General features: G+C 68.3%; 20 protein-coding genes, 1 tRNA gene and 2 pseudogenes. 3 read left to right on the top strand and 20 right to left on the bottom strand.

The window, feature by feature from the left end; all coding sequences use genetic code 11:
* Positions 1-29: 29 nt before the first annotated feature.
* The 14 genes from ACZ6TU_RS23995 to ACZ6TU_RS24060 all read right to left on the bottom strand — a co-directional run bounded on the left by ACZ6TU_RS23995 (position 30) and on the right by ACZ6TU_RS24060 (position 16,458).
* Positions 30-710, bottom strand: a complete 681-nt coding sequence (locus ACZ6TU_RS23995) for an arsenate reductase/protein-tyrosine-phosphatase family protein (RefSeq protein ID WP_467681311.1) — start codon at positions 708-710, stop codon at positions 30-32.
* The gene (locus ACZ6TU_RS24000; protein ID WP_020272587.1) at positions 707-1,354 is read right to left on the bottom strand and encodes an L-threonylcarbamoyladenylate synthase; all 648 of its coding nucleotides are present in this window, start codon (positions 1,352-1,354) and stop codon (positions 707-709) included. The genes ACZ6TU_RS23995 and ACZ6TU_RS24000 overlap by 4 nt, the downstream gene beginning before the upstream one ends.
* 61 nt (positions 1,355-1,415) lie before the next feature.
* Positions 1,416-2,255, bottom strand: coding sequence for a peptide chain release factor N(5)-glutamine methyltransferase (gene prmC / locus ACZ6TU_RS24005; RefSeq protein WP_467681313.1), 840 nt, complete (start codon positions 2,253-2,255; stop codon positions 1,416-1,418).
* Between the two features lie 76 nt (positions 2,256-2,331).
* On the bottom strand, positions 2,332-3,408 hold the full coding sequence (gene prfA, locus ACZ6TU_RS24010) for a peptide chain release factor 1 (protein ID WP_467681315.1): 1,077 nt from the start codon (positions 3,406-3,408) through the stop codon (positions 2,332-2,334).
* A gap of 107 nt (positions 3,409-3,515) precedes the next feature.
* On the bottom strand, positions 3,516-3,737 hold the full coding sequence (rpmE, locus tag ACZ6TU_RS24015) for a 50S ribosomal protein L31 (protein WP_333933958.1): 222 nt from the start codon (positions 3,735-3,737) through the stop codon (positions 3,516-3,518).
* A 139-nt stretch (positions 3,738-3,876) separates the two neighbouring features.
* Positions 3,877-5,013, bottom strand: coding sequence for an LCP family protein (locus ACZ6TU_RS24020; protein ID WP_467681317.1), 1,137 nt, complete (start codon positions 5,011-5,013; stop codon positions 3,877-3,879).
* Positions 5,014-5,222: 209 nt separating this feature from the next.
* A complete protein-coding gene (locus ACZ6TU_RS24025; RefSeq protein WP_467681319.1) occupies positions 5,223-7,016 on the bottom strand; it encodes a trypsin-like serine protease in 1,794 nt (597 codons plus the stop codon).
* A gap of 125 nt (positions 7,017-7,141) precedes the next feature.
* Positions 7,142-9,211, bottom strand: coding sequence for a transcription termination factor Rho (gene rho / locus ACZ6TU_RS24030; protein ID WP_467681321.1), 2,070 nt, complete (start codon positions 9,209-9,211; stop codon positions 7,142-7,144).
* A gap of 402 nt (positions 9,212-9,613) precedes the next feature.
* Positions 9,614-10,543, bottom strand: a complete 930-nt coding sequence (gene thrB, locus ACZ6TU_RS24035; RefSeq protein WP_467681323.1) for a homoserine kinase — start codon at positions 10,541-10,543, stop codon at positions 9,614-9,616.
* Positions 10,544-10,837: 294 nt separating this feature from the next.
* Positions 10,838-11,896, bottom strand: a complete 1,059-nt coding sequence (thrC, locus tag ACZ6TU_RS24040; RefSeq protein WP_467681325.1) for a threonine synthase — start codon at positions 11,894-11,896, stop codon at positions 10,838-10,840.
* 6 nt (positions 11,897-11,902) lie between these two features.
* Positions 11,903-13,195, bottom strand: coding sequence for a homoserine dehydrogenase (locus tag ACZ6TU_RS24045; RefSeq protein ID WP_467681327.1), 1,293 nt, complete (start codon positions 13,193-13,195; stop codon positions 11,903-11,905).
* 154 nt (positions 13,196-13,349) lie between these two features.
* The gene (gene lysA, locus ACZ6TU_RS24050) at positions 13,350-14,741 is read right to left on the bottom strand and encodes a diaminopimelate decarboxylase (protein WP_469550878.1); all 1,392 of its coding nucleotides are present in this window, start codon (positions 14,739-14,741) and stop codon (positions 13,350-13,352) included.
* Positions 14,742-14,757: 16 nt separating this feature from the next.
* Complete coding sequence (gene nrtL / locus ACZ6TU_RS24055; RefSeq protein ID WP_469550881.1) at positions 14,758-15,864, bottom strand: ArgS-related anticodon-binding protein NrtL; 1,107 nt, start codon at positions 15,862-15,864, stop codon at positions 14,758-14,760.
* A gap of 126 nt (positions 15,865-15,990) precedes the next feature.
* A complete protein-coding gene (locus ACZ6TU_RS24060; RefSeq protein WP_469550914.1) occupies positions 15,991-16,458 on the bottom strand; it encodes a response regulator in 468 nt (155 codons plus the stop codon).
* 184 nt (positions 16,459-16,642) lie between these two features.
* On the opposite strand from ACZ6TU_RS24060, the gene ACZ6TU_RS24065 reads away from it, so the two are divergent.
* Positions 16,643-16,714 (top strand) — tRNA-Arg (locus tag ACZ6TU_RS24065).
* 214 nt (positions 16,715-16,928) lie between these two features.
* On the opposite strand, the pseudogene ACZ6TU_RS24070 reads toward ACZ6TU_RS24065, so the two are convergent.
* A pseudogene (locus tag ACZ6TU_RS24070) lies at positions 16,929-17,141 on the bottom strand (winged helix-turn-helix transcriptional regulator); the annotation flags it as partial.
* A 345-nt stretch (positions 17,142-17,486) separates the two neighbouring features.
* On the opposite strand from ACZ6TU_RS24070, the pseudogene ACZ6TU_RS24075 reads away from it, so the two are divergent.
* A pseudogene (locus ACZ6TU_RS24075) lies at positions 17,487-17,801 on the top strand (transposase family protein); the annotation flags it as partial.
* Positions 17,802-17,877: 76 nt separating this feature from the next.
* On the opposite strand, the gene ACZ6TU_RS24080 reads toward ACZ6TU_RS24075, so the two are convergent.
* Genes ACZ6TU_RS24080 through ACZ6TU_RS24090 form a run of 3 tightly spaced genes read right to left on the bottom strand, consistent with a single transcriptional unit; the run spans position 17,878 to position 22,545 of the window.
* Positions 17,878-18,534: a hypothetical protein gene (locus ACZ6TU_RS24080; protein WP_467681333.1), complete on the bottom strand. Its 657-nt coding sequence runs from the start codon at positions 18,532-18,534 to the stop codon at positions 17,878-17,880.
* Positions 18,535-18,545: 11 nt separating this feature from the next.
* Complete coding sequence (locus ACZ6TU_RS24085) at positions 18,546-20,198, bottom strand: DEAD/DEAH box helicase family protein (protein WP_467681335.1); 1,653 nt, start codon at positions 20,196-20,198, stop codon at positions 18,546-18,548.
* A gap of 10 nt (positions 20,199-20,208) precedes the next feature.
* The gene (locus ACZ6TU_RS24090) at positions 20,209-22,545 is read right to left on the bottom strand and encodes an ATP-binding protein (protein WP_467681336.1); all 2,337 of its coding nucleotides are present in this window, start codon (positions 22,543-22,545) and stop codon (positions 20,209-20,211) included.
* 239 nt (positions 22,546-22,784) lie between these two features.
* Between ACZ6TU_RS24090 and ACZ6TU_RS24095 the strand changes: the two genes are divergently transcribed.
* Positions 22,785-22,973, top strand: coding sequence for a hypothetical protein (locus ACZ6TU_RS24095; protein WP_467681338.1), 189 nt, complete (start codon positions 22,785-22,787; stop codon positions 22,971-22,973).
* On the opposite strand, the gene ACZ6TU_RS24100 is transcribed toward ACZ6TU_RS24095, so the two are convergent.
* Together ACZ6TU_RS24100 and ACZ6TU_RS24105 are read right to left on the bottom strand one after the other, a co-directional pair.
* Positions 22,974-23,615, bottom strand: coding sequence for a very short patch repair endonuclease (locus ACZ6TU_RS24100; protein ID WP_467681340.1), 642 nt, complete (start codon positions 23,613-23,615; stop codon positions 22,974-22,976).
* Positions 23,616-23,752: 137 nt separating this feature from the next.
* Positions 23,753-25,057: a DNA cytosine methyltransferase gene (locus ACZ6TU_RS24105; protein WP_467681341.1), complete on the bottom strand. Its 1,305-nt coding sequence runs from the start codon at positions 25,055-25,057 to the stop codon at positions 23,753-23,755.
* Between the last annotated feature and the right edge of the window lie 15 nt (positions 25,058-25,072).

Genomic DNA, 25,072 nt, shown 5'->3' on the forward strand with positions numbered 1-25,072 from the left:
AGGCCCGGGGCCCCCGGTGCGCTCGGCCGTTACGTCTTTGCGGGGACGCCCGTGAGGGCCGTGACGACCGGATCGAGTGCCTGGTGTATCTCGTCCCCGATGGACCGGAAGAACGTCAGGGGCGCCCCGTACGGGTCGTACACCTCGTCGGCCTCGGCGTTCGGTGCCAGCAGCCACCCGCGTAGAGCCGCCGCGGCACGCACCAGGGCACGCGCGCGGATGACCACGCCCTCCTCCAGGGGCGGCAGGGTCGCCGGGTCGATGGCCTTCACCAGGCGGGTGAACTCCTTGAGCGTGAAGGTCCGCAGGCCCGCCGAGTGCCCCATGGAGATGACCTGCGCCCGGTGGTCCCGGGTGGCGGTCAGCACCAGGTCGGCGCGGATCACGTGCTCGTCGAGGAGTTCGCGCCCGGTGAAGCCGGAGGCGTCCGCGCCGAAGTCGGCGAGGACGGTCTCCGCGTGGGTCTCCATGGGCGCGCCCTCGTGACCCCAGGTGCCCGCGCTCTCCACGATCAGCCCGCCGCCCAGGATCCCGAGCCGCTCCCGCACGAAGTGGCGGGTCAGCCGCTCGGTGATGGGCGAGCGGCATACGTTGCCGGTGCTGACGTGGAGGATGCGGAAGCTGTCGCGCGGAAGTCCCACGAAGGTCGTCGTGATCTCCGCCGCGCTTTCCCCGTTGCCTATGCCACGCCCCGCTCCAGGGGCCGTCAATTCGCCACCTCGAGGTCGGGTACGACCTTTCGCAGCTCTTCCGCGGAGAGCGCGCCGGCGCGCAGCAGCAGCGGCACCTCACGGGTCACGTCGACGATCGACGACGGGACGTTGCCGGGCGTGGGGCCGCCGTCGAGGTAGACGGAGACGGAGTCGCCGAGCATCTCCTGCGCGGCGTCGCAGTCCTCCGGCGCCGGGTGGCCGGTCAGGTTGGCGGAGGAGACGGCCATCGGGCCCACCTCCGTCAGCAGCTCGATGGCGACCGGGTGCAGCGGCATGCGCACGGCGACCGTGCCACGGGTGTCGCCCAGGTCCCACTGGAGGGACGGCTGGTGCTTGGCGACGAGCGTCAGCGCGCCCGGCCAGAAGGCGTCGACCAGCTCCCAGGCCAGCTCCGAGAAGTCCGTGACGAGCCCGTGCAGCGTGTTCGGGGAGCCGATGAGAACCGGGGTGGGCATGTTGCGGCCCCGGCCCTTGGCCTCCAGCAGGTCGGCGACCGCCTCCGAGGAGAACGCGTCGGCGCCGATGCCGTACACCGTGTCCGTCGGCAGCACCACGAGCTCGCCACGGCGGACGGCGGACGCTGCCTCACGCAGACCGGTCACACGGTCGGTCGCGTCGTTGGTGTCGTATCGCCGTGCCATCTTTAGCTGGCCTCCTCGTACACGTGCTGCTGGGATGAAGTCTGCGAAGACCGGGGTGCGCTCACGGCAGCGCCTTGCGGGCCGTGGCGAAACGCGGGCGGTTGTTCAGGTCCGGGTGGTCGGCGGCGTCGGTCCAGCCCCGGTCCTCGGCGAAGATCCACGGCACCTGGCCGCCCTGGGTGTCGGCGTGCTCCACGACCACGACACCGCCGGGGCGCAGCAGCCGGTGCGCGGTGCGTTCCAGGCCTCGGATGAGGTCGAGGCCGTCCTCGCCGGAGAACAGGGCCAGGTCGGGGTCGTAGTCCCGCGCCTCGGGTGCGACGTACTCCCACTCGGTGAGCGGGATGTACGGCGGGTTGGAGATGACCAGGTCGACCTGTCCGTCGAGGTCCGGGAAGGCCGTCAGGGCGTCTCCCTGGCGCAGTTCGACCCTGGACCCCTCCACGTTCTTGCGGGTCCACCTGAGGGCGTCCTCGGACAGCTCCACGGCGTACACGCGCGAGCGCGGCACCTCCTGGGCGAGGGCGAGCGCGATGGCGCCGGAGCCGGTGCACAGGTCGACGATGCACGGCTCGACGACGTCCATGGCCCGTACGGCGTCTATGGCCCAGCCGACCACGGACTCCGTCTCGGGTCGCGGCACGAACACCCCGGGACCGACCTGGAGTTCCAGGTACCGGAAGTAGGAGCGCCCGGTGATGTGCTGGAGCGGCTCGCGGGCCTCGCGGCGGGCGATGGCCTCCCAGTAGCGGGCGTCGAAGTCGGAGTCCTTGACGGAGTGCAGCTCGCCGCGCTTGACGCCGTGCACGAACGCGGCGAGTTCCTCCGCGTCGGTGCGCGGCGAGGGCACGCCGGCGTCGGCGAGCCGCTGGGTGGCCTGGGCCACCTCCGCGAGCAGCACGCTGCGGGGGCTTGGGGGTCGCCCCCCAAATGACTGCTGCACGCAAGTCCTCCGGTACTCGGTACTCCTGTGTGTCCTACGCGGCCGCGAGCTTCGCCGCCGAGTCCGCGTCGACGCAGGCCTGGATCACCGCGTCGAGGTCGCCGTCCAGGACCTGGTCCAGGTTGTACGCCTTGAAGCCGACGCGGTGGTCCGAGATGCGGTTCTCCGGGAAGTTGTACGTGCGGATCTTCTCGGAGCGGTCGACGGTACGGACCTGGCTGCGGCGGGCGTCGGCGGCCTCCCTCTCCGCCTCCTCCTGCGCCGCGGCAAGCAGCCTCGAGCGCAGGATACGCAGTGCCTGCTCCTTGTTCTGCAACTGGCTCTTCTCGTTCTGGCAGGAGGCGACGACTCCGGTCGGGATGTGCGTGATGCGCACGGCGGAGTCGGTGGTGTTGACGGACTGTCCGCCCGGCCCGGAGGAGCGGTAGACGTCGATGCGGAGGTCGTTCGGATTGATCTCGACGTCGACCTCCTCGGCCTCGGGGGTGACGAGGACACCGGCGGCGGAGGTGTGGATGCGGCCCTGGGACTCGGTGGCCGGCACACGCTGCACGCGGTGCACGCCGCCCTCGTACTTCAGGCGGGCCCACACACCCTGTCCGGGCTCCGTCGCGCCCTGGCCGCCCTTGGTCTTCACGGCCACCTGGACGTCCTTGTAGCCGCCCAGCTCGGACTCGGTGGCGTCGATGATCTCGGTCTTCCAGCCGACGCGCTCGGCGTACCGCAGGTACATGCGCAGCAGGTCGCCGGCGAACAGGGCCGACTCGTCACCGCCGGCGCCCGCCTTGATCTCGAGGATGACGTCCTTGTCGTCACTGGGGTCGCGCGGGACGAGGAGGAGGCGCAGCTTCTCGGTCAGCTCCTCGCGCTGCTGTTCCAGCTCCTTGACCTCGGCCACGAAGTCGGGGTCGTCGGCGGCGAACTCGCGCGCGGTCTCGATGTCGTCGCCCGTCTGCGTCCAGGAGCGGTACGTGGCGACGATCGGGGTGAGCTCGGCGTAACGCTTGTTCAGCTTGCGCGCGTTGGCCTGGTCGGAGTGGACCGACGGGTCGGCGAGCTTCTTCTCCAGGTCGGCGTGCTCGGCGACGAGTTCCTCGACGGCCTCGAACATCTTGGGCTCCTGTGTACTGGCGGGGGTGAAGGGGCGGGCGACCAAAAACGCCGGTCCCGGAGCGCCCGGTGAGGGGGCGCGTCCGCGGACCGGCGAAATGGGGCTCGCTACTTCTTGGAGCCGGCGGCCTTGCCGAAGCGGGCCTCGAAGCGGGCCACGCGGCCACCGGTGTCGAGGATCTTCTGCTTGCCCGTGTAGAACGGGTGGCACTCGGAGCAGACATCGGCGCGGATGGTGCCGGACTCGATGGTGCTGCGGGTGGTGAACGACGCGCCGCAGGTGCAGCTGACCTGCGTCTCGACGTACGCGGGGTGGATGTCGCGCTTCAAGGTGTCTCCTAGGTTTCGGGAGGGCGCCGGGTCGCTGCCGCGGGGTGCGGGAGCGTGAACCGGAGCCGACGTACCAGTCTGCCAGGACTGGGGCCATCCCCCAAAACCGGGGGCTGCCGTCGTTTGTTCCCCGCGCCCCTTACTGGCCGCTCACGACACCCTTGGCCTCACCCGTCGCCGTGCCCTTCGTCGCGCTCTTCGGGATCGGCTTGTCGTTCTCCAGGGCCTTCCAGATCTGGTCGGCCTTCTTCTTCTGGAGGAGGACGCGGTTGGGGTCGGCCGGGTCGTAGGCGACCGGCATCGTGACCATGTGCATGTTGGACGGGGTGATGCCCTGGAGGCCGCCCGCGAAGGACGCGAGCTTGTTGACCGAGCCGAGGTCGGAGTCGGTCGTCACCGTCTTGGTCGCGGTCTCCGCGAGGTCGAGCAGCTTCTTGGGGTTCGTGAAGACGCCGACGTCCTTGACCTGGTTGACCAGGGCCTTGATGAAGGCCTGCTGGAGCTGGATGCGGCCCAGGTCGGAGCCGTCGCCGACGCCGTGTCGGGTGCGGACCAGTCCGAGGGCCTGCTCGCCGTCGAGTCGGTGGGTGCCGGCCTTCAGCTTCAGGTGGCTGTCGGGGTCGTCGATGCTCTTGGTCGTGGTGACCTCGACACCGCCGAGGTCGTCGATGAGCGTCTGGAAGCCGGCGAAGTCGACCTCCAGGTAGTGGTCCATGCGCAGGTCGGTGACCGACTCGACGGTCTTCACGGCACAGGCGGCCCCGCCGGTGGAGTACGCGGAGTTGAACATCACGCTCTTCGCGGCGGGGTGCTCGTTGCCCTTGGTGTCCGTGCACTCGGGCCGGTCGATGAGGGTGTCACGCGGGATGGAGACCACGCTGGCCTTCTTGTGGCCCTTGTAGACGTGCACGATCATCGCCGTGTCGGAGCGGGCGCTGCCGTCGTCGGTGCCGCCGCCGAGCTTCTTGTTGCCGCCGGCGCGGGTGTCGGAGCCGAGGACGAGGATGTTCTCCGAGCCGTTGTCGGCCTTCTTCGGCCGGTCCGTGCCGAGGGCCTGGTCGATGTCGACGCTCTTCAGGTTGCCGTTGAGCTTGAAGTACACGTACCCCGCCCCCGTGCCGCCCAGGACGACGATGCCCGCGGCGGTCCAGGCCGTCACCATCAGGCCTCTGTGACGCTTACGGGGCTTGCGGCGTCGGCCCTTGGCGCGGTGGCGCGGCCCGGCGGTCCCGGTATCGTCCGGTATGCCCGGACCCGGTGTGCTCTCGGCGGACATGTGCTCCTCAGCTCGTCTACGGTCGGTTACCCCCTGCGGTCAGTGCCAGGCGTGGGCGGTCGGGGAGTTCCTCCTGGCACCATCGTCGCTCCGCCTGGTCAGACGGAGAAACTCGGGAAAGGGTTGCACAACGGACTGTGCCCACCGCGTGGGGCGGTGGGCACAGTGTGTATGCGTGTCAGCGAGGAGTACCTCGCTCACCTGCGGTTTCAGCCGAAGATGTCGTACTGCTTGAAATCGGTACCGACGGAGATCCTTGTGGCGAAGATCTCGCTGGTCGCCTTGCCGGTGCCCGGGTACAGGTAGAGCGTCCCGCCGGGGGTGCGGGCCAGGAAGTCGGCCTTGCCGTCGCCGGTGATGTCGCCGGTGGCGTCGAAGGCGTTGTAGCCGCTCCAGGTGCGCACCTTGACCCGGGCCGAGAAGGCGCCCGAGCCGGCCTTGCCGGTGCCCTTGTAGAGGTACATGTAGCTGCCCGACGAGCTTCGGGCGATCAGGTCGGTCTTGCCGTCCCCGGTGAAGTCGCCGTGGCCGCGCACGGAGTTGTACTGGTTCCAGCCGGAGCTCACCTTGACGCGGGGCGAGAAGGTGCCGTTGCCCTTGCCCGGGTAGATCCACATCACGCCCGCCGAGTCGACCGAGAGCAGGTCGGGCAGGTAGTCGCCGGTGACGTCACCGGGGGTGATGATGCGGGTGCGGGTCTTCCAGTTGTCGGCGATCTGCTTGGTGGACCAGGTGCCGGTGGAGATCACGTAGTGGGTCCAGAAGACGTCGCCGTCGCTGCTGCGCCGGTAGACCAGGTCCTGGTAGCCGTCCCGGTCGAAGTCCGTCTGGAGGACGGTGTTGAAGCCGTTCCAGTTGCCCCAGGACTCGCGGGCGGCGAACGACGTGCCCTTGGAGTCCTTGGAGTAGCCGGTCTTGGTGGAGGCGTTGCGCACCCACAGGTCGGCCTTGTGGTCGCCGCTGATGTTGGTGTCGTCGAGGCGTGGGTAGGCGGCGCCGACGTAGGTGCTGACCTTGCTGAAGACGCTGTAGGCGCCCTTGGCGACGCAGTCCGTCACACCCCAGGAGACGACACCGACGATCCGGTTGTTCACGACCAGGGGGCCGCCGGAGTCGCCGTTGCAGGCGGTGGTGGTGCCGGTGTCGCTGCCGGTGGCGGGCTGGCCCGCGCAGACCATGTGACCCTTGACGAAGTCGCTGCCGTACGCGCCGGCGCAGGTGGTGTCGGACTGGACGGGCAGCGTGGCCGTCTTCAGCGTCTCGGAGATGTCGTCGCTGGTGGAGCTGGTGCGGCCCCAGCCGTAGACCTTGGCGCTGGTGCCGGCTTTGTACGACGTGGTGTCACCGGACGTCGTCATGCGGATCGGCGTGGCCTTCACCGGGACGGGCAGGGTGAGCACCGCGATGTCGTTGTCGATGGTCGTCGCGTTGTACGACGGGTGGTTCCACTGCCGCCAGACGCCGGTGACGGTGCCGCCGTGCAGGTCCGTGCCGTCGGCCGAGGGCAGCTGGGAGGTGCCGGTGACGATCGCGCCGTTGGCGTGCCAGTCGTAGCCCTTGACGCAGTGCGCGGCGGTGAGGATCTTCGTCGGCGCGACGACGGCGCCGCCGCAGAAGAAGCCGAGGTCGTCGCTGGTGGTCGAGGTGCCCCGGTCGTCGTAGTAGTGCAGTTGCGCCATCCACGGGGCCGAGGTGATGGTCGTCTCGCTGCCGCCGATGATCTTCGGGTCGATGGCGGAGCCGCTGGTGTTCGTGCTCGCGCTGAGCGACGACTTGGTCGTCTGCCCGGCGACGTCGTCACCGGCCATGGCGCCCGCGACGCGCTTCTCCAGCTCGGCGAGCGACGGCGAGCTGGTGGCGGGCTTGACCGGCGGCTGCGGCAGTGCGGTGGCCGCGCCGGCGGACGTCGTCAGCAGCGCGGCGGCCACGGCGGCTGCGACACCGGCCGCGGCGACGGGAAGGGCGATGCGTATCCGGCGTCTGTGCCGACCGCCCCCAGGCATGGTTCTACCCACGAATGTCCCCCCTCGGGATCACTTGTTCGAAGAGAGCGTGATCCTACCCGCACACGAACACCACAAAGGGCCGCCCCCGTGAACGGGGGCGGCCCTCTTACGCAGTGCTTACCTCAGTCGCCGTTGCCGGGCGTCGGCGTCGTCTTCTGGATCTGCATCAGGAACTCGGCGTTCGACTTCGTCTGCTTCATCTTGTCGAGGAGCAGCTCGACGGCCTGCTGCTGGTCGAGGGCGTGCAGCACCCGACGCAGCTTCCAGACGATGGCGAGCTCGTCGTTGGCGAGCAGGATCTCTTCCTTACGGGTGCCGGACGCGTCGACGTCCACCGCCGGGAAGATGCGCTTGTCGGCGAGCTTCCGGTCGAGCTTGAGCTCCGCGTTGCCGGTGCCCTTGAACTCCTCGAAGATCACCTCGTCCATGCGGGACCCGGTGTCCACCAGCGCGGTGGCGAGGATGGTCAGCGAACCGCCGTCCTCGATGTTCCGCGCCGCACCGAAGAAGCGCTTCGGCGGGTACAGCGCCGTCGAGTCGACACCACCGGACAGGATGCGGCCGGAGGCCGGGGCGGCGAGGTTGTACGCACGGCCCAGACGCGTGATGGAGTCCAGCAGGACGACCACGTCGTGACCGAGCTCGACCAGACGCTTCGCACGCTCGATGGCGAGCTCGGCGACCGTCGTGTGGTCCTCGGCCGGGCGGTCGAAGGTCGAGGAGATGACCTCGCCCTTGACCGACCGCTGCATGTCGGTGACCTCTTCCGGACGCTCGTCGACGAGGACGACCATCAGGTGGCACTCGGGGTTGTTGTGCGTGATCGCGTTGGCGATCGCCTGCATGATCATGGTCTTGCCGGTCTTCGGCGGGGCCACGATCAGACCGCGCTGCCCCTTACCGATGGGCGAGACCAGGTCGATGATGCGGGTGGTCAGCACGCCCGGGTCCGTCTCCAGACGGAGGCGGTCCTGCGGGTACAGCGGCGTGAGCTTGTTGAACTCCGGGCGGCCACGGCCGTGTTCGGGCGCCATGCCGTTGACGGAGTCCAGGCGCACCAGCGCGTTGAACTTCTCGCGGCGCTCGCCTTCCTTCGGCTGGCGGACCGCACCGGTGATGTGGTCACCCTTGCGCAGGCCGTTCTTGCGGACCTGGGCGAGGGAGACGTACACGTCGTTCGGGCCGGGCAGGTAGCCGGACGTGCGGATGAAGGCGTAGTTGTCGAGGATGTCCAGGATGCCCGCGACGGGGATCAGGACGTCGTCCTCGGCGATCTGCGGCTCGGCGGCCACGTCGTCGCGGCCACGGCGGCCACGGCGGTCGCGGTAACGCCCACGGCGCCCACGTCGGCCGCCCTCGAAGTCGTCGTCGTCCTGCTGCCGGTCACGGTCCTGACGACCGCCGCCCTGCTGCTGGTTCTGCTGGCCGCGCTGGCCGCCCTGCTGGTCGTCGCCCTTGTTGCCTCGGCGGTCGCGGTCGCGCCCGCCGTCGCGGTCCCTGTCCCGGCCGCGGTCACGGCGGTCGCGACGACGGCCCTCGCCGCCCTCGCCCCCGTCGGACTTGGCGTCGTTCTGGGACTGCTGCTGCGGCTGCGACTCGCCCTTGGACTCGTTCTTCGCCTCGGCGGCGACCGTCTCGGGAGCGGCGGCGGCCGGCGAACCGGCGTCGGCGGTGGCCCGGCGACGGCGGCGCTCGGAGGGCGCGTCGTCTCCCCCACGCTCGGCTGCGCTCGCGCGGGAGGGGCCCCCAGCCGGCTGGCCGGGAATGTCGATCTGCTGCTGGGCGACGGCCTTCTGGGCCTTGTCGGCCTTCTCGGCGGGGGCCTCGGGGGCCTGCTTCGCGTCCGCCTTCTTCTCCGCCTTCTCGGCGTTGTCCCCCGTACGGGTCCGGGAGGTGGCGCGGCGCTTCGGCTTGGTCTCGGCGGGGGCCTCGGCCTTCGCGGCCGGAGCGGCGCCGCCGGACGCCTGCGCCTCCTTGATGACCTCGATCAGCTGGCTCTTGCGCATACGCGCGGTGCCCCTGATACCGAGGCCGGATGCGACCTGTTGCAGCTCGGCCAGCACCATGCCCTCGAGGCCGGTACCGCGGCGCCGCCGGGAGCCGGCACCGGTGGCAGGCGCGGAGGCGTCCGTGGCGGGCGCGGCAGCGGTCTCCTCGACACGTGCGCCCATCAGATCGGTGGTGTCGCTCACGAAGGGTCCTTCCCTGGAGCGGACGTCGGCCTGTCTGGCTCGGCGACCGGTTGTGCTGTCCGGCTTCGGTCCGTTTGGTGTGAACCGTGCCGGGGCGGTGGTCCGCCTCAGCGGCGGAGGAATCTGGTGATGGCGCTTCCGTACGCCGTGGCACCCAGTGTCAGTGTCACGCGGCGTGGTCGCACCGGTTCCGGAGCGTGCCCTGCGCCCCGCTCAGTGTCCGTGTACGGCGAACGGTCCGACGTACGGAACACAGTGCGGCTTGGGGGGCTCCCGGAAGAATGTCTGTCCCGGACGGGGACACGAGGCACCTCGCCATGGTGGGGTCGGGTGCAGACTTGAGGTTAACACTACCGGATCCAACAAACATTCCCCCTCTCGAAATCCGGCAACCGTGCGCTTTTAAATGTCACTGGAGGTCGCGAGCGGCAGCACGATCGCGCCCTGCGGATCGAGGCTCAGCCGGTTGGCGGCCCAGTCCGCGCCCGCCAGAGCCTCCACCTTGTCGGCGGTGCCCGGGTCGGCCAGGGCCATGACCGTGGGGCCGGCGCCGGAGATGACCGCGGGGACGCCCTCGGCCCGCAGCCGCTCCACCAGCGCCGCGCTCTCGGGCATGGCCGGGGCGCGGTACTCCTGGTGCAGACGGTCCTCGGTGGCGGGCAGCAGCAGCTCGGGGCGCCGCGTCATGGCCTCGACGAGCAGGGCGGCCCGGCCCGCGTTGGTTGCCGCATCGACGTGCGGCACGGAGCGCGGGAGCAGGCCGCGCGCGGTTTCGGTGAGTACCGGCTTTCCGGGCACGAAAACCACCGGAACGATGGAATCGGCGGGTTCCATTCTGATCGCCCGGGCCGCGCCCCCCTCCATCCAGGACAGCGTGAAGCCGCCCAGCAGACACGCGGCGACGTTGTCGGGGTGGCCCTCGATCTCGGTGGCGAGCTCCAGCAGCGCGGTGTCGTCGAGCTTGGCCTCGGCGCCTATGGTCACGGCGCGGGCGGCGACGATGCCGGCGCAGATGGCGGCCGACGAGGAACCCAGGCCCCGGCCGTGCGGAATGCGGTTGGCGCAGACGATTTCCAGGCCGCGCGGCTGTCCGCCCAGCAGATCGAAGGCGGTGCGCAGGGAACGTACGAGAAGGTGCCGCTCGTCGCGCGGGAGCGTCTCGCTGCCCTCACCCGCGATGTCGATGTGCAGCCCGGAGTCGGCCACCCGGACGACCACGTCGTCGTACAACCCCAGCGCGAGGCCGAGGGCGTCGAAGCCCGGGCCGAGGTTGGCGCTGGTGGCGGGGACGCGCACCCGGACGGCGGCGGCGCGGAACGCTGGACCGGCCATCGCTCGATGACTCTCCTTGAGCTGCGTGATTGTCGAATGACGTGGGATGGACATTCGATGGTGTACGAGAACCCTGGGGGCCGCGGAGACGGCGCGGCTCCGCGGCATATGCGGCGGGCGGGTTCAGTACAGCCTATCGAAGGAAGGTTCTGTGGCGACATAGGGCGCACAGGAGGCGCACGATGCGTGTCGTAAGCCCCCTGTGCACCCCCCGTCGGGAACCTCCCCGGGCAAGCGCCGTCTTACGCCGGACCGTGTCGAGCGTTACACCGGCGCTCGGCGCGTCGGCGCACGTCAGGCCAGTCCGAGGCGCTCTGCCGCGGCCGCCGAGTCGACGGGTACGGTGACCGGCTGCGGGGCACCGGCGACGGCCCAGTCGGGGTCCTTCAGTCCGTTGCCCGTCACGGTGCACACGATCCGCTGCCCCGGGTCGACCTTGCCCTGCTCGGCGGCCTTCAGCAGACCGGCGACGGACGCGGCGGACGCGGGCTCGACGAAGACGCCCTCCTGCGAGGCCAACAGCCGGTAGGCGCGCAGGATCTCACGGTCCGTCACCTCGTCGATGAAGCCGCCCGACTCGTCCCGCGCGCTGAGCGCGTACTGCCAGGAGGCCGGATTACCGATGCGGATGGCGGTGGCGATGGTCGACGGGTCCTTGACGATCTCGCCGCGCACGATCGGGGCGCTGCCCGAGGCCTGGAAGCCCCACATCCGCGGGGTCCGGGAGGCGACGCCGTCGGCGGCGTACTCCTTGTAGCCCTTCCAATAGGCCGTGATGTTGCCCGCGTTGCCCACCGGCAGGACGTGGATGTCGGGCGCGTCGCCGAGCATGTCCACGATCTCGAACGCGGCGGTCTTCTGCCCCTCGATGCGCACCGGATTGACCGAATTGACCAGAGCGACCGGGTAGTTGTCGCTCAGGCCGCGCGCGAGCGTGAGGCAGTCGTCGAAGTTGCCGTCGACCTGGAGGATCTTCGCGCCGTGCACGAGGGCCTGGCCCATCTTGCCGAGCGCGATCTTGCCCTGCGGCACGAGCACGGCACAGACCATCCCGGCCCGCACGGCGTACGCGGCGGCGGAGGCCGACGTGTTGCCGGTGGAGGCGCAGATGACGGCCTTCGCGCCCTCCTCCTTGGCCCGCGTGATGGCCATGGTCATACCGCGGTCCTTGAAGGACCCGGTCGGATTCGCACCCTCCACCTTGAGGTGGACCTCGCAGCCCGTGCGCTCGGAGAGCACCTGCGCGGGCACGAGCGGCGTGCCGCCCTCGCGGAGCGTCACGACCGGCGTGGTGTCGGATACCGGCAGACGGTCCCGGTACTCCTCGATGATTCCGCGCCACTGGTGGGTCATTGCTGGTTACTCTCCTTCAACCCGCATGATGCTGGCGACACCACGCACGGTGTCGAGCTTGCGCAACGCCTCGACGGTCCCGGTGAGGGCGGCGTCGGACGCGCGGTGCGTGACGACGACGAGGGAGGCCTCGCCGTCCTTCCCCGACTGGCGAACCGTATCGATCGAGACTCCGTGCTCGGCGAAGACGGTCGCGACCTGGGCGAGAACACCCGGTTTGTCGGCCACGTCGAGGCTGATGTGGTAGCGCGTGACGACGTCGCCCATCGGGGACACGGTGAGGGCGGCGTAGGCGGACTCGCCCGGTCCGGTCGCGCCGCTGAGCCGGTTGCGGCAGACGGCGACGAGGTCGCCGAGCACGGCCGAGGCCGTCGGGGAACCGCCCGCGCCGGGGCCGTAGAACATGAGCTGCCCGGCGGCGTCGGACTCGACGAACACGGCGTTGTAGGCGCCGCGCACGGAGGCCAGTGGGTGGCTCAGCGGGATCATCGCGGGATGCACGCGCGCGGTGACGGACGCCCCGTCCTCGGCCCGCTCGCAGATGGCGAGCAGCTTGATGGTGCAGCCCATCTCCTTGGCGGAGGCGAAGTCGGCGGCGGTGACCTCGGTCATGCCCTCACGGTAGACGTCGTCGAGGCGCACGCGCGTGTGGAAGGAGATACCGGCGAGGATGGCGGCCTTGGCGGCGGCGTCGAAGCCCTCGACGTCGGCGGTCGGGTCGGCTTCGGCGTATCCCAGAGCGGTGGCCTCGTCGAGGGCCTCCTGGTAGCCGGCACCGGTCGAGTCCATCTTGTCGAGGATGAAGTTGGTCGTGCCGTTGACGATGCCCATCACGCGGTTGATCTTGTCGCCGGCGAGGGACTCGCGCAGCGGCCGGATCAGCGGAATGGCACCGGCGACGGCGGCCTCGTAGTAGAGGTCCTTGTCGTGCTCCTCGGCGGCGGCGTGCAGGGCCGCCCCGTCCTGGGCGAGCAGCGCCTTGTTGGCGGAGACGACGGAGGCACCGTGCTCGAAGGCGGTGGTGATGAGGGTCCGCGCGGGCTCGATCCCGCCGATCACCTCCACGACGACATCAATGTCGCCGCGTTTGACGAGGGCGGTGGCGTCGGTGGTGACGAGGGCCGGGTCGATGCCCTCCCTGACCCTGTCGGGCCGCCGCACGGCCACCCCCGCCAGCTCCACCGGGGCCCCGATCCGGGCCGTGAGGTCGTCGGCGTGCGTCGTCATGATGCGCGCCACCTCTGAGCCGACCACTCCACAGCCCAGCAGCGCCACCTTCAGCGGACGCGTACGCATCATCCGACCTCGTTTCCTCATTACCGTCTACGGTGGAACCAGTCTCACTCACCGGACGGGAGTTTCTGCCCCCGGTCCGGATCGTGAGACGTCTATTTCATTTTCATGGGGGCGGCAGACAGGAGATCTTCCGCCCCCGCAGCCTTGGGCTTCTCGCTCAGCCGACGTCGAGACGCAGCAGGTCCTCCTCCGTCTCACGGCGGACGATCACCCGGGCCTCACCGCCCTGCACGCTGACGACGGGCGGCCGCAGCACGTGGTTGTAGTTGCTGGCCATGGACCGGCAGTAGGCACCCGTGGCCGGTACGGCGATGAGGTCGCCCGGTGCCACGTCGGCCGGCAGGAAGGCGTCCTTGACCACGATGTCCCCGCTCTCGCAGTGCTTGCCGACGACCCGGGCGAGCATCGGCTCGGCGTCGGAGGTGCGGGAGACCAGCGCGACGCTGTACTCGGCGTCGTACAGCGCGGTACGGATGTTGTCCGACATGCCGCCGTCGACGGAGACGTACGTCCGCAGGCCGTCGAGCGGCTTGATGGTGCCGACCTCGTAGAGCGTGAAGGCGGTCGGGCCGACGATGGCGCGCCCCGGCTCGACGGAGATGCGCGGCGTGTGCAGCTTGGCGGCCTCACACTCACGGCTGACGATCTCGTTGAGCGCCTTGGCGATCTCGTGCGGCTCGCGGGGATCGTCGTCGCTGGTGTACGCGATCCCGAGCCCACCGCCGAGGTCGATCTCCGGCAGCTCGACGCCGTGCTCGTCGCGGACGTCCTTGAGCAGCGAGACGACCCGGTGGGCGGCGACCTCGAACCCGGACATGTCGAAGATCTGCGAGCCGATGTGGCTGTGGATACCGACGAGTTCGAGCCCGTCGAGCTGAAGGGCGCGGCGTACCGCCTCGGCGGCGTGCCCGCCGGCCAGCGGGATGCCGAACTTCTGGTCCTCGTGGGCCGTGGCGATGAACTCGTGGGTGTGGGCCTCGACGCCGACGGTGATCCGGATGAGGACCTTCTGCCGCTTCCCGAGGCTCTGCGCGATGTGGGCGACGCGGGCGATCTCCTGGAAGGAGTCGAGCACGATGTGCCCCACGCCGGCCTCGACGGCCCTGGTGATCTCGTCGACGGACTTGTTGTTGCCGTGGTAGGCGATGCGGTCGGCGGGCATGCCGGCGGAGAGGGCGGTGGCCAGCTCGCCACCGGAGCAGACGTCGACGTTCAGCCCTTCCTCGTGCAGCCAGCGCACGACGGCGCGGGAGAGGAACGCCTTGCCGGCGTAGTAGACGTCGGCGTCGGCCCCGAAGGCGGTGCGCCACGCACGCGCGCGTGCCCGGAAGTCGGCCTCGTCGAGGATGTAGGCCGGGGTGCCGAACTCCTCGGCGAGCCGCGTGACGGAGATCCCCCCGACGGTGGCGACACCGTGCTCGTCACGCGTCACGGTCTGCGCCCAGATCTTCGGGTCCAGGGCGTTGAGGTCGGCGGGCGGTGCCGAGTAGTGGCCCTCGGGGAGGACGTCGGCGTGACGGGGGCCGGCAGGGTGTGCGGAACGGCTCATGATCGGTATACGTCTCTCAGAGATGGTCGGGTGCGTCGATGCCGAGCAGGGACAGGCCACCGGCCAGCACCGCCCCGGCGGCTTCGGCGAGAGCGAGCCGGGCACGGTGGGCGGCCGAGGGTTTCTCGTCGCCGAGGGGCAGCACGGCTGGGAGCAGCGGCAGCGCGGCGTCGGCGACGGCGACGAGGTGCCGGGCCAGGCGGTCGGGGCTGCGGTGGGTGGCGGTGGCGGTGAGGATGCGGGGGTGGTCGCCGAGTGCGGCGAGCAGTGCTTCCGCGTCGCTCACGGGCCCTGGCTCGGGGTGGAAGCCCAGGTCGGCGGCGTTGCGCAGGAGTGCCCGGGTGCGGGCGTGGGTGTACCGGACGCGGAAGAGAGGGTTGGCTTCCCGCTGGACCAGATGATCGCCGGGGATCCGGGGCCGGTCGTGGGCGGCCGTGTACAGCAGGGCCCAGCGGGCGGCGTCGCGGCCGAGGGGCAGCGGGTCGGCGGGGGCGGGGACGGGGTGGACGGTGACGTCGAGATCGGGGAGGGTGCGGGGGCCTGCGGAGTGGCTTCGGGGGTGACCGCCGGAGCGACTGCGGGGATGACTCCCGGGGCGGCTGCCGGAAGAGCTGCTTTCCACTCCGAGGACGGTCTCCCACTCCGGCGCGGGCCGACCCTCGCGCTCGATGCGGACGACGTCACCCTGGCTGCGCAGCACGCGGGCCAGGGCATCCGTGACGACGACGGCACGGACCTCCGCCGGGCACCGGAGCTGCACGATGGTCCCGCTGAACCCCTCGGCGTGGCCGTACCGCCGCCCACGCCGCAGGATCGCCTCGACGAGGAGTGCGGAGGCGTTTCGTTCCAGGCTGAAGTTGAGGAATCCGGGCCCGGTGACGACGACGTCACCGATGGAGGCCTCACCGGCGAGCCGCGACCTCAGGATCTCGGCCACGCGCCGCGGCGGCTGCCCTGCCGCGCGGGCCAGCTGGAGGGCGATGTTGGTGGCGTAGTCGCCACAGCCCCCTGGGCCCGGCGGAGTGACCACGGCCCGCTCCGGCACGGTCACGCTGAGCTCACCCTCGTCGACAGCGCGACGCACGGCGTGCAGCACGGTGCGGGAGAGCTCGACGGGGGTCACGGGGACAAGCGTATGGGAGGAAGGGGGTGGATATGCGAGCCGGTTTCGAGGAGGGTCCGGGATGTGGACGCGGGGCGGCGGAGCCGTGCGCGGCTATGGACCGGCAATCCATGCGCAGCCGATGAATCAACCGCCGGCGCTCCCGGCCCGCTCGGCCTCCCCCGCACCGAGGACGGACCCGTACGCGGGCGCACCACCCCCACTGGCACCACCACCGCCCCCCGGCCTCCCCCCGCTCCGCTCCCGCTCGATCAACTCCCGGACCATCCCGACGAGTTCAGCGGGCTCGAACGGCTTGGCGAGGAAGGCGTCGACGCCCACTTCCAGCCCGGCCTCGACCTCGTACTGGGTACAGGCACTGATGATGGCGAGGGGCACGTCACGGGTACGCGGATCGGCTCGCAGGCGAGCGGCGGTCCGGATTCCGTCCAGCCGGGGCATGACGACATCGAGGGTCACGACATCGGGCCGCACCTGATGAACGACATCAAGACACTCGGCACCATCGGCCGCGGTCACGACCTCCAGCCCCTCCAGCTCGAGGTTGACCCTGATCAACTGCCGGATGACCTTGTTGTCGTCCACAACAAGCACCCGGCCCGAAGCGCCTGGCACAACTCGAGAGTAGGTCGACCCCGGCCACCGCGTCCGGGTTTTCCCCACTTCCACCCCGACCGGGCGACCCGTAACCCCGCCCCCGACAGCGGAAACCCGTTCATGACCACCGCGAGGGAGCTGGTAGTGTTCTACCCGTCGCCGCGAGCAACGCGACCGACACGCCCCCGTAGCTCAGGGGATAGAGCAACGGCCTCCGGAGCCGTGTGCGCAGGTTCGAATCCTGCCGGGGGCACCTTGGATTAGGTGCCCAAAGACCCCGCCATCAGCGCTTTCGCTGAGACGGGGTCTTCGCGTATGTGCAGGCGTGTGCGGCTCGGAGCGGCTGTATGTCGGGGTCCGTGGACGAGGCGTGGACGGGATCTTGGAGCATCGCCGCAGGTGAGACGGCTCAGTCCGACCAATTAGCGAACAGGGCTCGTCGCACAGCCACCCTCAGCCCCGCTGCCTCATGTTGAGACCTCCGCCCCCCAGTCCCACAGAGCCTGTAGGACAGGGCCGAGGCGGTGTCCACTCGGGGTGAGCGCATAGCGCACTCGCGGCGGCCAGCCCGGTCGACGGTCGCGCTCGACGACTCCGGCCTCGCCAAGCTGCACCAACCGGTCGGACAGCACCTTGTCCGACCGCATGGGCAGGGCCTCGCGCAGTTCGCTGTAGGAGCGGTCACCACTTCCATACTGATGGCTCCCGCACCGTCGTCAGATGCGTGCCGGCCATCGCGGCTTCCGGTGGTCGACGACAAGCCCCACTAACGTGGCTGAGGCGGGCGGGGGCGCAGCGAGGCACACGCGCGCCTGATCGGTCGGCGTACCCGCCATCGTGGCTGACTGTCGTCGGCTGAGGCGCAGACGGGCCCACATCGGACGGAGGGCACTCGCATGATCGCAATGGGTGAACGCGCCCTCGAAGGAGGCTGACCATCGGTGCCCTCCCAGTGGGCGACACAGGGTCTCCTCGCGCGGTTTCACTCACTCGCCGAACAGGACATGTCCCGGTGAGCGGCCTGCATCGCCGCCTGCTTCCAGCACTTCCCCGACGTCGAAATCTCGCTGGACGACGGCTACCTCGGCCTGAGACGCGACCACCCAGGCCAAGCCATCACCCCGCCAAGAAAACCGCGGCCTGGAGCACTGTCGGAGAGAACCGAGCAGTGGGAACGTGACCGTCACGGGCACTCCTCCGACCGCATCACCGTCGAACACGACCTGGCAGATCACAAACGCTGGAAGCAACTGACCCGCTGGGCCCACCGCCGCGACCGCCTGCCCAACACCTACCGGGCCATCGCCGGCCTCGTCTCCGACCGCACCACCCAAGCCTGACCAGCAGGCCTCAAGCGGGCAGACACGCCTCACCCGTTATCACGCACCCACTCGTTAGCAGAGAGCCGCCTGAAGGCTAGTCGACGAGGGTAGGTTGCGATTGACCATGGCCACCGCCCACCGCTCCAAGGTAGTCAGGGTTCGGGATCATCTCGCGGTGGAGGTACCGAAGGTCCGCGCCACAACGCAGAGCGAGCCGTTCCTGGCGCGTGCGCTCGGCCGTAGAAATGGTCTCACCGTTGCGGGTAGTGATGACGATCGCGGGCCGCTCCGCTGACTCGATGGCCTCGTTCAGCGCGGCCCAGACAAGGTCACGAAAGGTTCCGGCGCGGCCCCAGCAAATGTACCGAGTGGCGTGTCCAGCGATGGCGTAGCAGTGATTCGGCTTCTCTCCAACCGAATTGGGCTTCATCACCCAGCCACTGCCACATGCCGCACGAACGACTTCCTCCGGCCCCTGGAACCGATTTACCGCATAGCGGACATAGTTTCCGATCCCCTCCTGTGCTCGGGCATACTCCTTCATGGGGACGTCCTTGATCCAGACCCTGGCGTCCTTCTCCGGCCCGTAGGAGAGCAGGATTCCACCGACCTTGGGATCCTCGATCCATCTCCGGTACTGGTTCGTCTTCTCGGTGTTGCTCAAGAACTCCCAATCCAGGTCATTGGCCTGTTGGTAGATCTCAATGAGGAGGCGTTCGCGAATGGGTGCAGGCAAGTGCTGCAAGGCCACGGTGATTACTCCTAGGGGGCGCGGGTGGCGGGGAACTGGAGTCGGTGCTCGTCGTACGCGGTCTCAAGACTGGCCGCGTCCTTGATCCACTCATCCATGAGCGTGGCCACCTTCTGGTCGCTGAAGTCGATATTCGACGAGGTGATCTTCGCCAGGGTCTCGATCTCACCATCACCGTCAAGCGCCCTCTTCAGCTTGAGTGCGGCAGCGATGCGGCGGAGGTCACTGACGAAGTCCAACACCGTGACTCGCTCCTTTCCCTCGCGCAGGCGGAGCCCACGCCCAAGCTGCTGAACGAAGATTCGACGGGAGTGCGTGACTCGTGCGAAGCAGAGGATATTGACGTCCGGCACATCGACGCCCTCGTTGAGGATGTCGACCGCTGTCAGGATGGGCACGTCGCCAGCACGGAAAGCGAGCAGGCGGTTCTGCCGTTCCCTCTTGGCGAGTCCTGCGTGGATGGAGAGGGCACCTGACCAAAGGGGGGTACGCCGCAACACGTCAGCTAGCCGCTCAGCGTGTTCGATAGTGCGGCAGAAAACGATGGCCCGGGGGTTGCGCGTGGCGGCCCATGCGGTGGCCAGCTCGTCGCGGATGGCTTCGTCTCGCTGCGGCAGAAAGAGCTTCGCGTTGAGTTCGGCCAGTCCGTATGAGTGGTCGCTGGCCTCGCGGACGACGTCCCAGTCGATGTCGTCGACGAACAGGCGGTAGTCGACCTGAGCGAGGTAGCCACGCCGCATTCCCTCCTCGATACCCAGGCTGAAGCTGGCAGCGCCGAGCTGATGGGTGATGTCGTGCTTGTCACCGCGCCATGGGGTCGCGGTGACGCCCAGGTGGCGTGCCGAGCTGAGGAGTTCCAACAGAACGTCGTACTGGCCTTCTTCGCCCACGTGGTGGGCTTCGTCAATCATGACGAGTCCTGGGCGGTATCCGAATCGTGCGACGGACAACGCCGAGCCGACCGTCGCGCAGGTGAGGCCGGAGAGGTCATCAGGGCGTGTGTCGCTCGTGAGGAGCCGCGTTGGAACGTCTTTGGGTAGGTGCCGCCAGAGCGCCCGCTCTAGTTGCTGGACGAGGTCTTTGGCGTGAGCGACGACCAAAACCTGGTCCTGGGGAGCGCGACGCAGGTGCGCCGCGATCACTTCGCCTCCGACGACCGTTTTACCCAGGCCCGTGGCCAGCACCAGCAGCGCACGACCAGAGGCATCGAGATCGGCGGTCAGCGCCTGCAACGCCTCGGCCTGGTACGGCCGAGGCGTCACCCGTCCAAAGCGGGGCGGTACCCGGTCAAAACTGGTTGTTAGGTCTGTTCCGCCCCACAAGAGGATTTCAGGGCCTAGGCGTCCCAGATTCGCCACACGCTGCCGAGCGTCAGGGCTGAAACGAGTGTTGGTGACGACGATCGCCTTGTGGGCTCGGTAGTGATCCCGAGCGCGAGCGACCTCATCCACCGCATCGGCCCCTACGGCTCCGCGTCGCTTCCACTTGCACTGGACCACCCAAGTCTCGCCCTTGTGGAAGGCGAGAATGTCGCCACCCTCGTCACCGGAACCGTCGATGTTCGACACATCGGAGAAGCCCAGGTGCCACAGGAGGCGTTCGATGCGGCGAGGAAACTGCAGTGGGCCGGAGTCCAGCAGGGAGGCTGCGTCCAGGAACGGCATACCGCTCTCCCTACGTGTTGTCAGCGAGGTCGCGCGCGATGAGACGGCAGCTGATCCTGATCCGGGCCAACTCCTCCACGTCGAGGCGTGGACGGTGCTGTTCCAGCAGCGCGAGGTCCCCCAGGGGGTTGACCAGTCGCTCCACGACGAGCTCTCGCGCCCCAGGATCACTTAGAGCGATGTACCCGCGCTTGAAGACACAACCATCGAGGAAGGTCTCCGGGGAGTCCTGAATGATACGGATGACGGCGCTGGCCGGCACATAGCGGATGAACTCCCCATTGGAGATCGCGTCGTTCCAAGGGAACGCCCCACCAGCCTCGACCGCGAAGCGGCGCTCGGCGTCCGCTCGTTCATCCTTCGTGAGCAGCAGCCAGTGCACAGCCGGGTTCGCCGCAACGGGCGCCACCATGGCCATACGCACCTGTTCGAGGAGCCGCTCGGATTCCTCCGCCATCGCCGCCGGCGTCAGCCTAGGGCTGGAGGTGTGGGTCTTGAGCTGCGCGACGATCTCACTCAGGGGCATCGACACGTTGTTCGCCCGTACCCGCATGAACTCCGCGACCTCGACGAGCGCCAAGTCGCGCATGTCCGTCCCGTATTCACGGAAAAGCGAGTGGCCAGTGTCGACGAATACCTCCAAGTGTGGGGCTCGGACCATCGAGACGATCACAGGCGCGGGCTGCCCGTCTTTGGTGACCAGATTCTGGCCGCTAACCGCCCAAGCCGTCAGATCCACGCGGCCCAGGTCTTCGAGGTAGTACGGGCCCGTCAGGTCCACGATGGGGTCGGCGTGATCTCGGTATCGCTGGAGCCGCTGGTCCAACGTCTCGACTGGTGCGGCGTCGTCCTCGGACGCTTCCTGGCCCGCCGTGGTCGTGTCGGGCTCCGAACCGCCTCCGGTCTCGTCATCCGGGTCGAGGAAACCAGCCCCAAGCCCGGGGAGGATGTCATCATTCCCCGGTTGCGGTTCCGCGGCTATTGGGTTGTCGTGCTGGTACGCAGCGCGATACCACACCTCGTCGGTCTGGTATTCGTAGCCGCCCATCCGCATCAGCCCGGCCCACTTCGCCGCCGTCTCGTGGAGAGCGTTGCGTCCGTCGCCCGGGATCAGATAGTTGAGCCCCGGGTCCTGGCGACGGAAGCCCGCGTAGAGCAGGCCAAGGGGACTGCGGTTCTCCGGCAGCCCAAGGCTCTTCGCGATCTTTGGGCGCAAGGGACTGTTACCGCGGACCTCACGCAGGACTTGACGCCATTCGGCTGTCTCGAACTCGAAGGCGGTCTTCTGGTAGTTCGGAGCGACGTGGTCGCAGTGGATCTCACCGACGATCCGGCCCATCTGCACGGCTCCGGAGTCGATGGGGTACTCAAGCTCAGCCTCAGCGAGGCTGTCCTCATCTTCCCAGTAGAAGACCCGTTTGTCCTTGAGAAGGATCTTGCGGCCGTTGCGGAGGAAGTCCAGGCCGTAGTCGGTGCGGTGGACGTACCGCTGGATCCCGATCCACCCCCAGATCTTGCGCTCTCTCAGTTCCAGGCGGTCCTGCCCACATTCCTCGCATCGCTCGGCGTCGGCAGAACTCCAATACCCGCAGGCCATGCAGGCGTTCTTGGGGCTCAGCACGTGGTTGATCTTCTGAACCGCGTGGATCTCCACGCCCTGGCGGGTGACGGTCCGCTTCTCGTCCCAGACACAAGGCAGGCGCGGCCTGACCTTCTTGCCGTTGAGCGTGAGCAGGAAGCCCTTCTCCGACAGCAGGTAGCTGTAGACATCTCCGAGCTTCTCCCGGATCACGTTCTGCGTCTGCGGGCGACAGAGCGTGGCGTACTGCTCCTGCTTGAGGTCGCTGATGGTGATCGTGGTGCCATGCTCTTCACGATTGGTCTTGGGCACCGTGCGGTACGGCGCCTGGTACCTGGATGAGTTGGCGATCTGCACCAGGTCCAGGGTCACCTCGATCCAGTCCGGGTCGCCCGCCCGACTGGTACGCACAGTGGTACGTCGACCGAGTCGGGCTGTACTGATATTGAAGCCCATGCCGAACAAGCCGAGGGAACCGTGTCGACCATTGCTCGTCCAGCCCGCGCTGATGGCGTTGGTGACAGCCTCCAGGCTCATGCCCCGGCCATTGTCCTGCACCGTGATCTCAGCCGTCGCACGCTTCGAGTTCGCCGGAGGCAGCGAGACCGCGACCGAGGGCCGGTCCACCGTCTCGCCGGCTGCTTGGAACTCGTCGAAGGAGTTGTCGATCAACTCGGCCAGGCACTGCCAGTGCGAGAACTCGATGTCGCCGAGCACACCCAAGATGCGCGGGTGTGGGGTGACATTGATGTACTGGTTCTCGGTCACAGCCGGCCCCCCTCTTCGTCATGAACACATGCCTGGCAGGCAGGACGTAAAGCGCGCCCACCAGCGTCAAGCTGCCCACCGTCGTTCCCGGTCAGGCACGGTCGTGGAGCATCCATCAGCATGCCGTCAACCCTAATGGGCGGCCCCCACACGTGCGGGACAAAGATCTCGATACCCCTACTGGTACGCCCCGCTACGAGACGTGCCTCTGAGCTTCACGCGCGTGCGAGACTCGCCTCATGATCCGGGAACCCGCGCAAGTCACCATCGATGCGAGCGGCCGGGTGCAGATTCCCTTGGAGATTCTCACCGAGGCAGGTCTCGATACAGACAGTCCCGTCCTCGCGTACAGCGATGAGGAGGGTCGTATCCTTCTGCGCAGGTTGACGGACGCCATCGATGACCTACTGCTCGGCGAGGAGCTGTAACTACGCCTCGCCGGTCACGCCGCGGACCTCTGAGATGACCCGCCGGGCCACGTCCTCCGGTGCCTCGTGCTCCCAAGCCCTGATGACCGTCCAGCCCGCTTCCTCCAGGATCCGGTTGGTCTCAGCGTCCCGCCGCTGGTTGTCGGCGAACTTCTCCGTCCAGAAGTCCGTGTTCTTGGTCGCTGGTCGGTGATGTTCCGGACAGACATGCCAGAAGCAACCGTCGACGAAGACGGCGACTCGCGCCTTCGGGAACAGCACGTCGGCGCTACGCCGGAGGCCTTGGATCGGCGGTGCGTTGACCAAGTAGCGAAGTCCTTCCTTGAAGAGAAGCGACCGGAGGACTTTCTCAGGCTTCGTGTCCCTTCCACGGTTGCCTTTCATTGAGGCACGGACCGCTGGAGTCGAGGCTGTCGAGTCTTCGGGTAGAGTCCCTTCCTTCAAAAGGCCCTTAGCCCAGGCCAGCCGCCAGCCCTCAGCGAGGTTGGCCGCACGGGTTTCATGCTCAACCTCGCCCAAGTAGCGCTCAGGGGACTTCCTTCCGTCGCCCCACCGCAGTGACGCGCGGATGCGCCGCGTCTTAGGCAGGACCCTCAACGATACCGAGGCGTGAGCAACGCGGCCGTCACCCAGGTCAACCACACGCCGATGGCGGCCGCCCGCCGCTTTGTCCTGTTCAGCGGACAGAGCTTTCCGAGTCCGCCCCGGACGCCCCTTCCAGGCGCGGTCGGGGGGCAACTTATCGTTCCAACGGTTTTGTGGTGGTTTCGACATACCGCTCACGACCTTGACCCCGACGCCCTATCGAGGGCCTTGGCTACCGCATCGGCGAAGACCGCACCTAGCTTCACCGGGACCGCGTTGCCCAGTTGCCGCATCTTCTCCCCACGAGGACCTTCCAGCTTCCAGTCGTCAGGGAAGGTCATGACGCGAGCGGTCTCACGCACGGTCATATACCTGTGCCTATAGGTAGTGCCACCGGGGCTTTCTAGATCATCGGTCAGCATCACCGACTCTCCGCCAGGGACACCATGCACGCCGGCCTTCACTGTCTTGGCAGGACGGTCCAGTTCATTGGGCGTGTGACCCTTGTAGATCCGGGCGTCGGGCCATCCGATGTGGTCAGTGAACCCTCCGGCGCGATACTCACGGCGGTCGAGCCTGTTCCAGGGGATCTTAGGCAGGGGCTTACCCTCGTTCTCATCGATGCCAGCGATAGCGTCCCGGAAGGTACGCCAGGGCTTCGATCCGTCCGGGACAAGGGGAACGTCCTTACGGATCTTGGCCATAGCCCGGGCGCGCACATGCGCGGGAACATCGGGATGGCGCTTCCAGTAGGAGCCATCGAGCATGGACCGGAACAGCGCCTCCTCTGAGTACTGGGGAAGCACGTCCTCCTTGAACTGGTCGATGTCGACCCCGAGGTCCTCCCGAAAGGCGACGATGATGATGCGGTGCCTGATCTGGGGGACCCCGTAATCGGCGGCGTTCACGCGCGTCATCACCACCTTGTAGCGCTCCGACGGGTCACTGGCGGCCCTATTCCTGGCCTCAACGAGCGACTCGTCGTGCTTCTGCCAAGGGATCTGCGGATCACGCAGTTCGAAAGGCATCTCCATCTCGCGCAAGATGTAGTCGAGGTACGGCTTGAACGATGGCCTGAGCAGTCCCACGACGTTCTCGCAGATGACGGCCTTAGGTCGGATCTGGCGCATCGCCTTGAACATCTGCGGGAACATGTTGCGCTTGTCCTCGTCCCCCTTGGCAATCCCACCCAGGCTGAACGGCTGGCACGGGGGGCCGCCGGCGAGCACGTCGACACGACCGAGCAGATAGCTCATATCCAGGTCCTGGACGTCCCCCGCCACCAGCGGCCACGGCTCCCCGGGCTCAGGGATGCGCTCCTCGTCCCCTCGGGGCTTGGCCCCGTTCGCTTCCAGGGTCTGACACGCCCGCGGGGCGAACTCATTGAACAGCAATGGCCGGAAGCCCGCCCCATGGACCGCCATCGCCAGGCCACCCGCGCCCGCGAACAGCTCAACCCCGGTGCGATCTCGCTTTGGCTCTTCTTGCAGTTCAGACATTGCGAAAGCATACCG

The sequence above is a fragment of the Streptomyces sp. NPDC052064 genome, assembly GCF_055585925.1.

Excerpts from the sequence above, each read along its gene's own strand:
- ACZ6TU_RS24000 (WP_020272587.1), bottom strand. The coding sequence starts at position 1,354 with ATGGCACGGCGATACGACACCAACGACGCGACCGACCGTGTGACCGGT.
- prfA (WP_467681315.1), bottom strand. The coding sequence starts at position 3,408 with ATGTTCGAGGCCGTCGAGGAACTCGTCGCCGAGCACGCCGACCTGGAG.
- ACZ6TU_RS24020 (WP_467681317.1), bottom strand. The coding sequence starts at position 5,013 with ATGTCCGCCGAGAGCACACCGGGTCCGGGCATACCGGACGATACCGGG.
- ACZ6TU_RS24025 (WP_467681319.1), bottom strand. The coding sequence starts at position 7,016 with ATGCCTGGGGGCGGTCGGCACAGACGCCGGATACGCATCGCCCTTCCC.
- thrB (WP_467681323.1), bottom strand. The coding sequence starts at position 10,543 with ATGGCCGGTCCAGCGTTCCGCGCCGCCGCCGTCCGGGTGCGCGTCCCC.
- thrC (WP_467681325.1), bottom strand. The coding sequence starts at position 11,896 with ATGACCCACCAGTGGCGCGGAATCATCGAGGAGTACCGGGACCGTCTG.
- ACZ6TU_RS24045 (WP_467681327.1), bottom strand. The coding sequence starts at position 13,195 with ATGATGCGTACGCGTCCGCTGAAGGTGGCGCTGCTGGGCTGTGGAGTG.
- lysA (WP_469550878.1), bottom strand. The coding sequence starts at position 14,741 with ATGAGCCGTTCCGCACACCCTGCCGGCCCCCGTCACGCCGACGTCCTC.
- ACZ6TU_RS24085 (WP_467681335.1), bottom strand. The coding sequence starts at position 20,198 with ATGCCGTTCCTGGACGCAGCCTCCCTGCTGGACTCCGGCCCACTGCAG.
- ACZ6TU_RS24095 (WP_467681338.1), top strand. The coding sequence starts at position 22,785 with ATGATCCGGGAACCCGCGCAAGTCACCATCGATGCGAGCGGCCGGGTG.
- ACZ6TU_RS24105 (WP_467681341.1), bottom strand. The coding sequence starts at position 25,057 with ATGTCTGAACTGCAAGAAGAGCCAAAGCGAGATCGCACCGGGGTTGAG.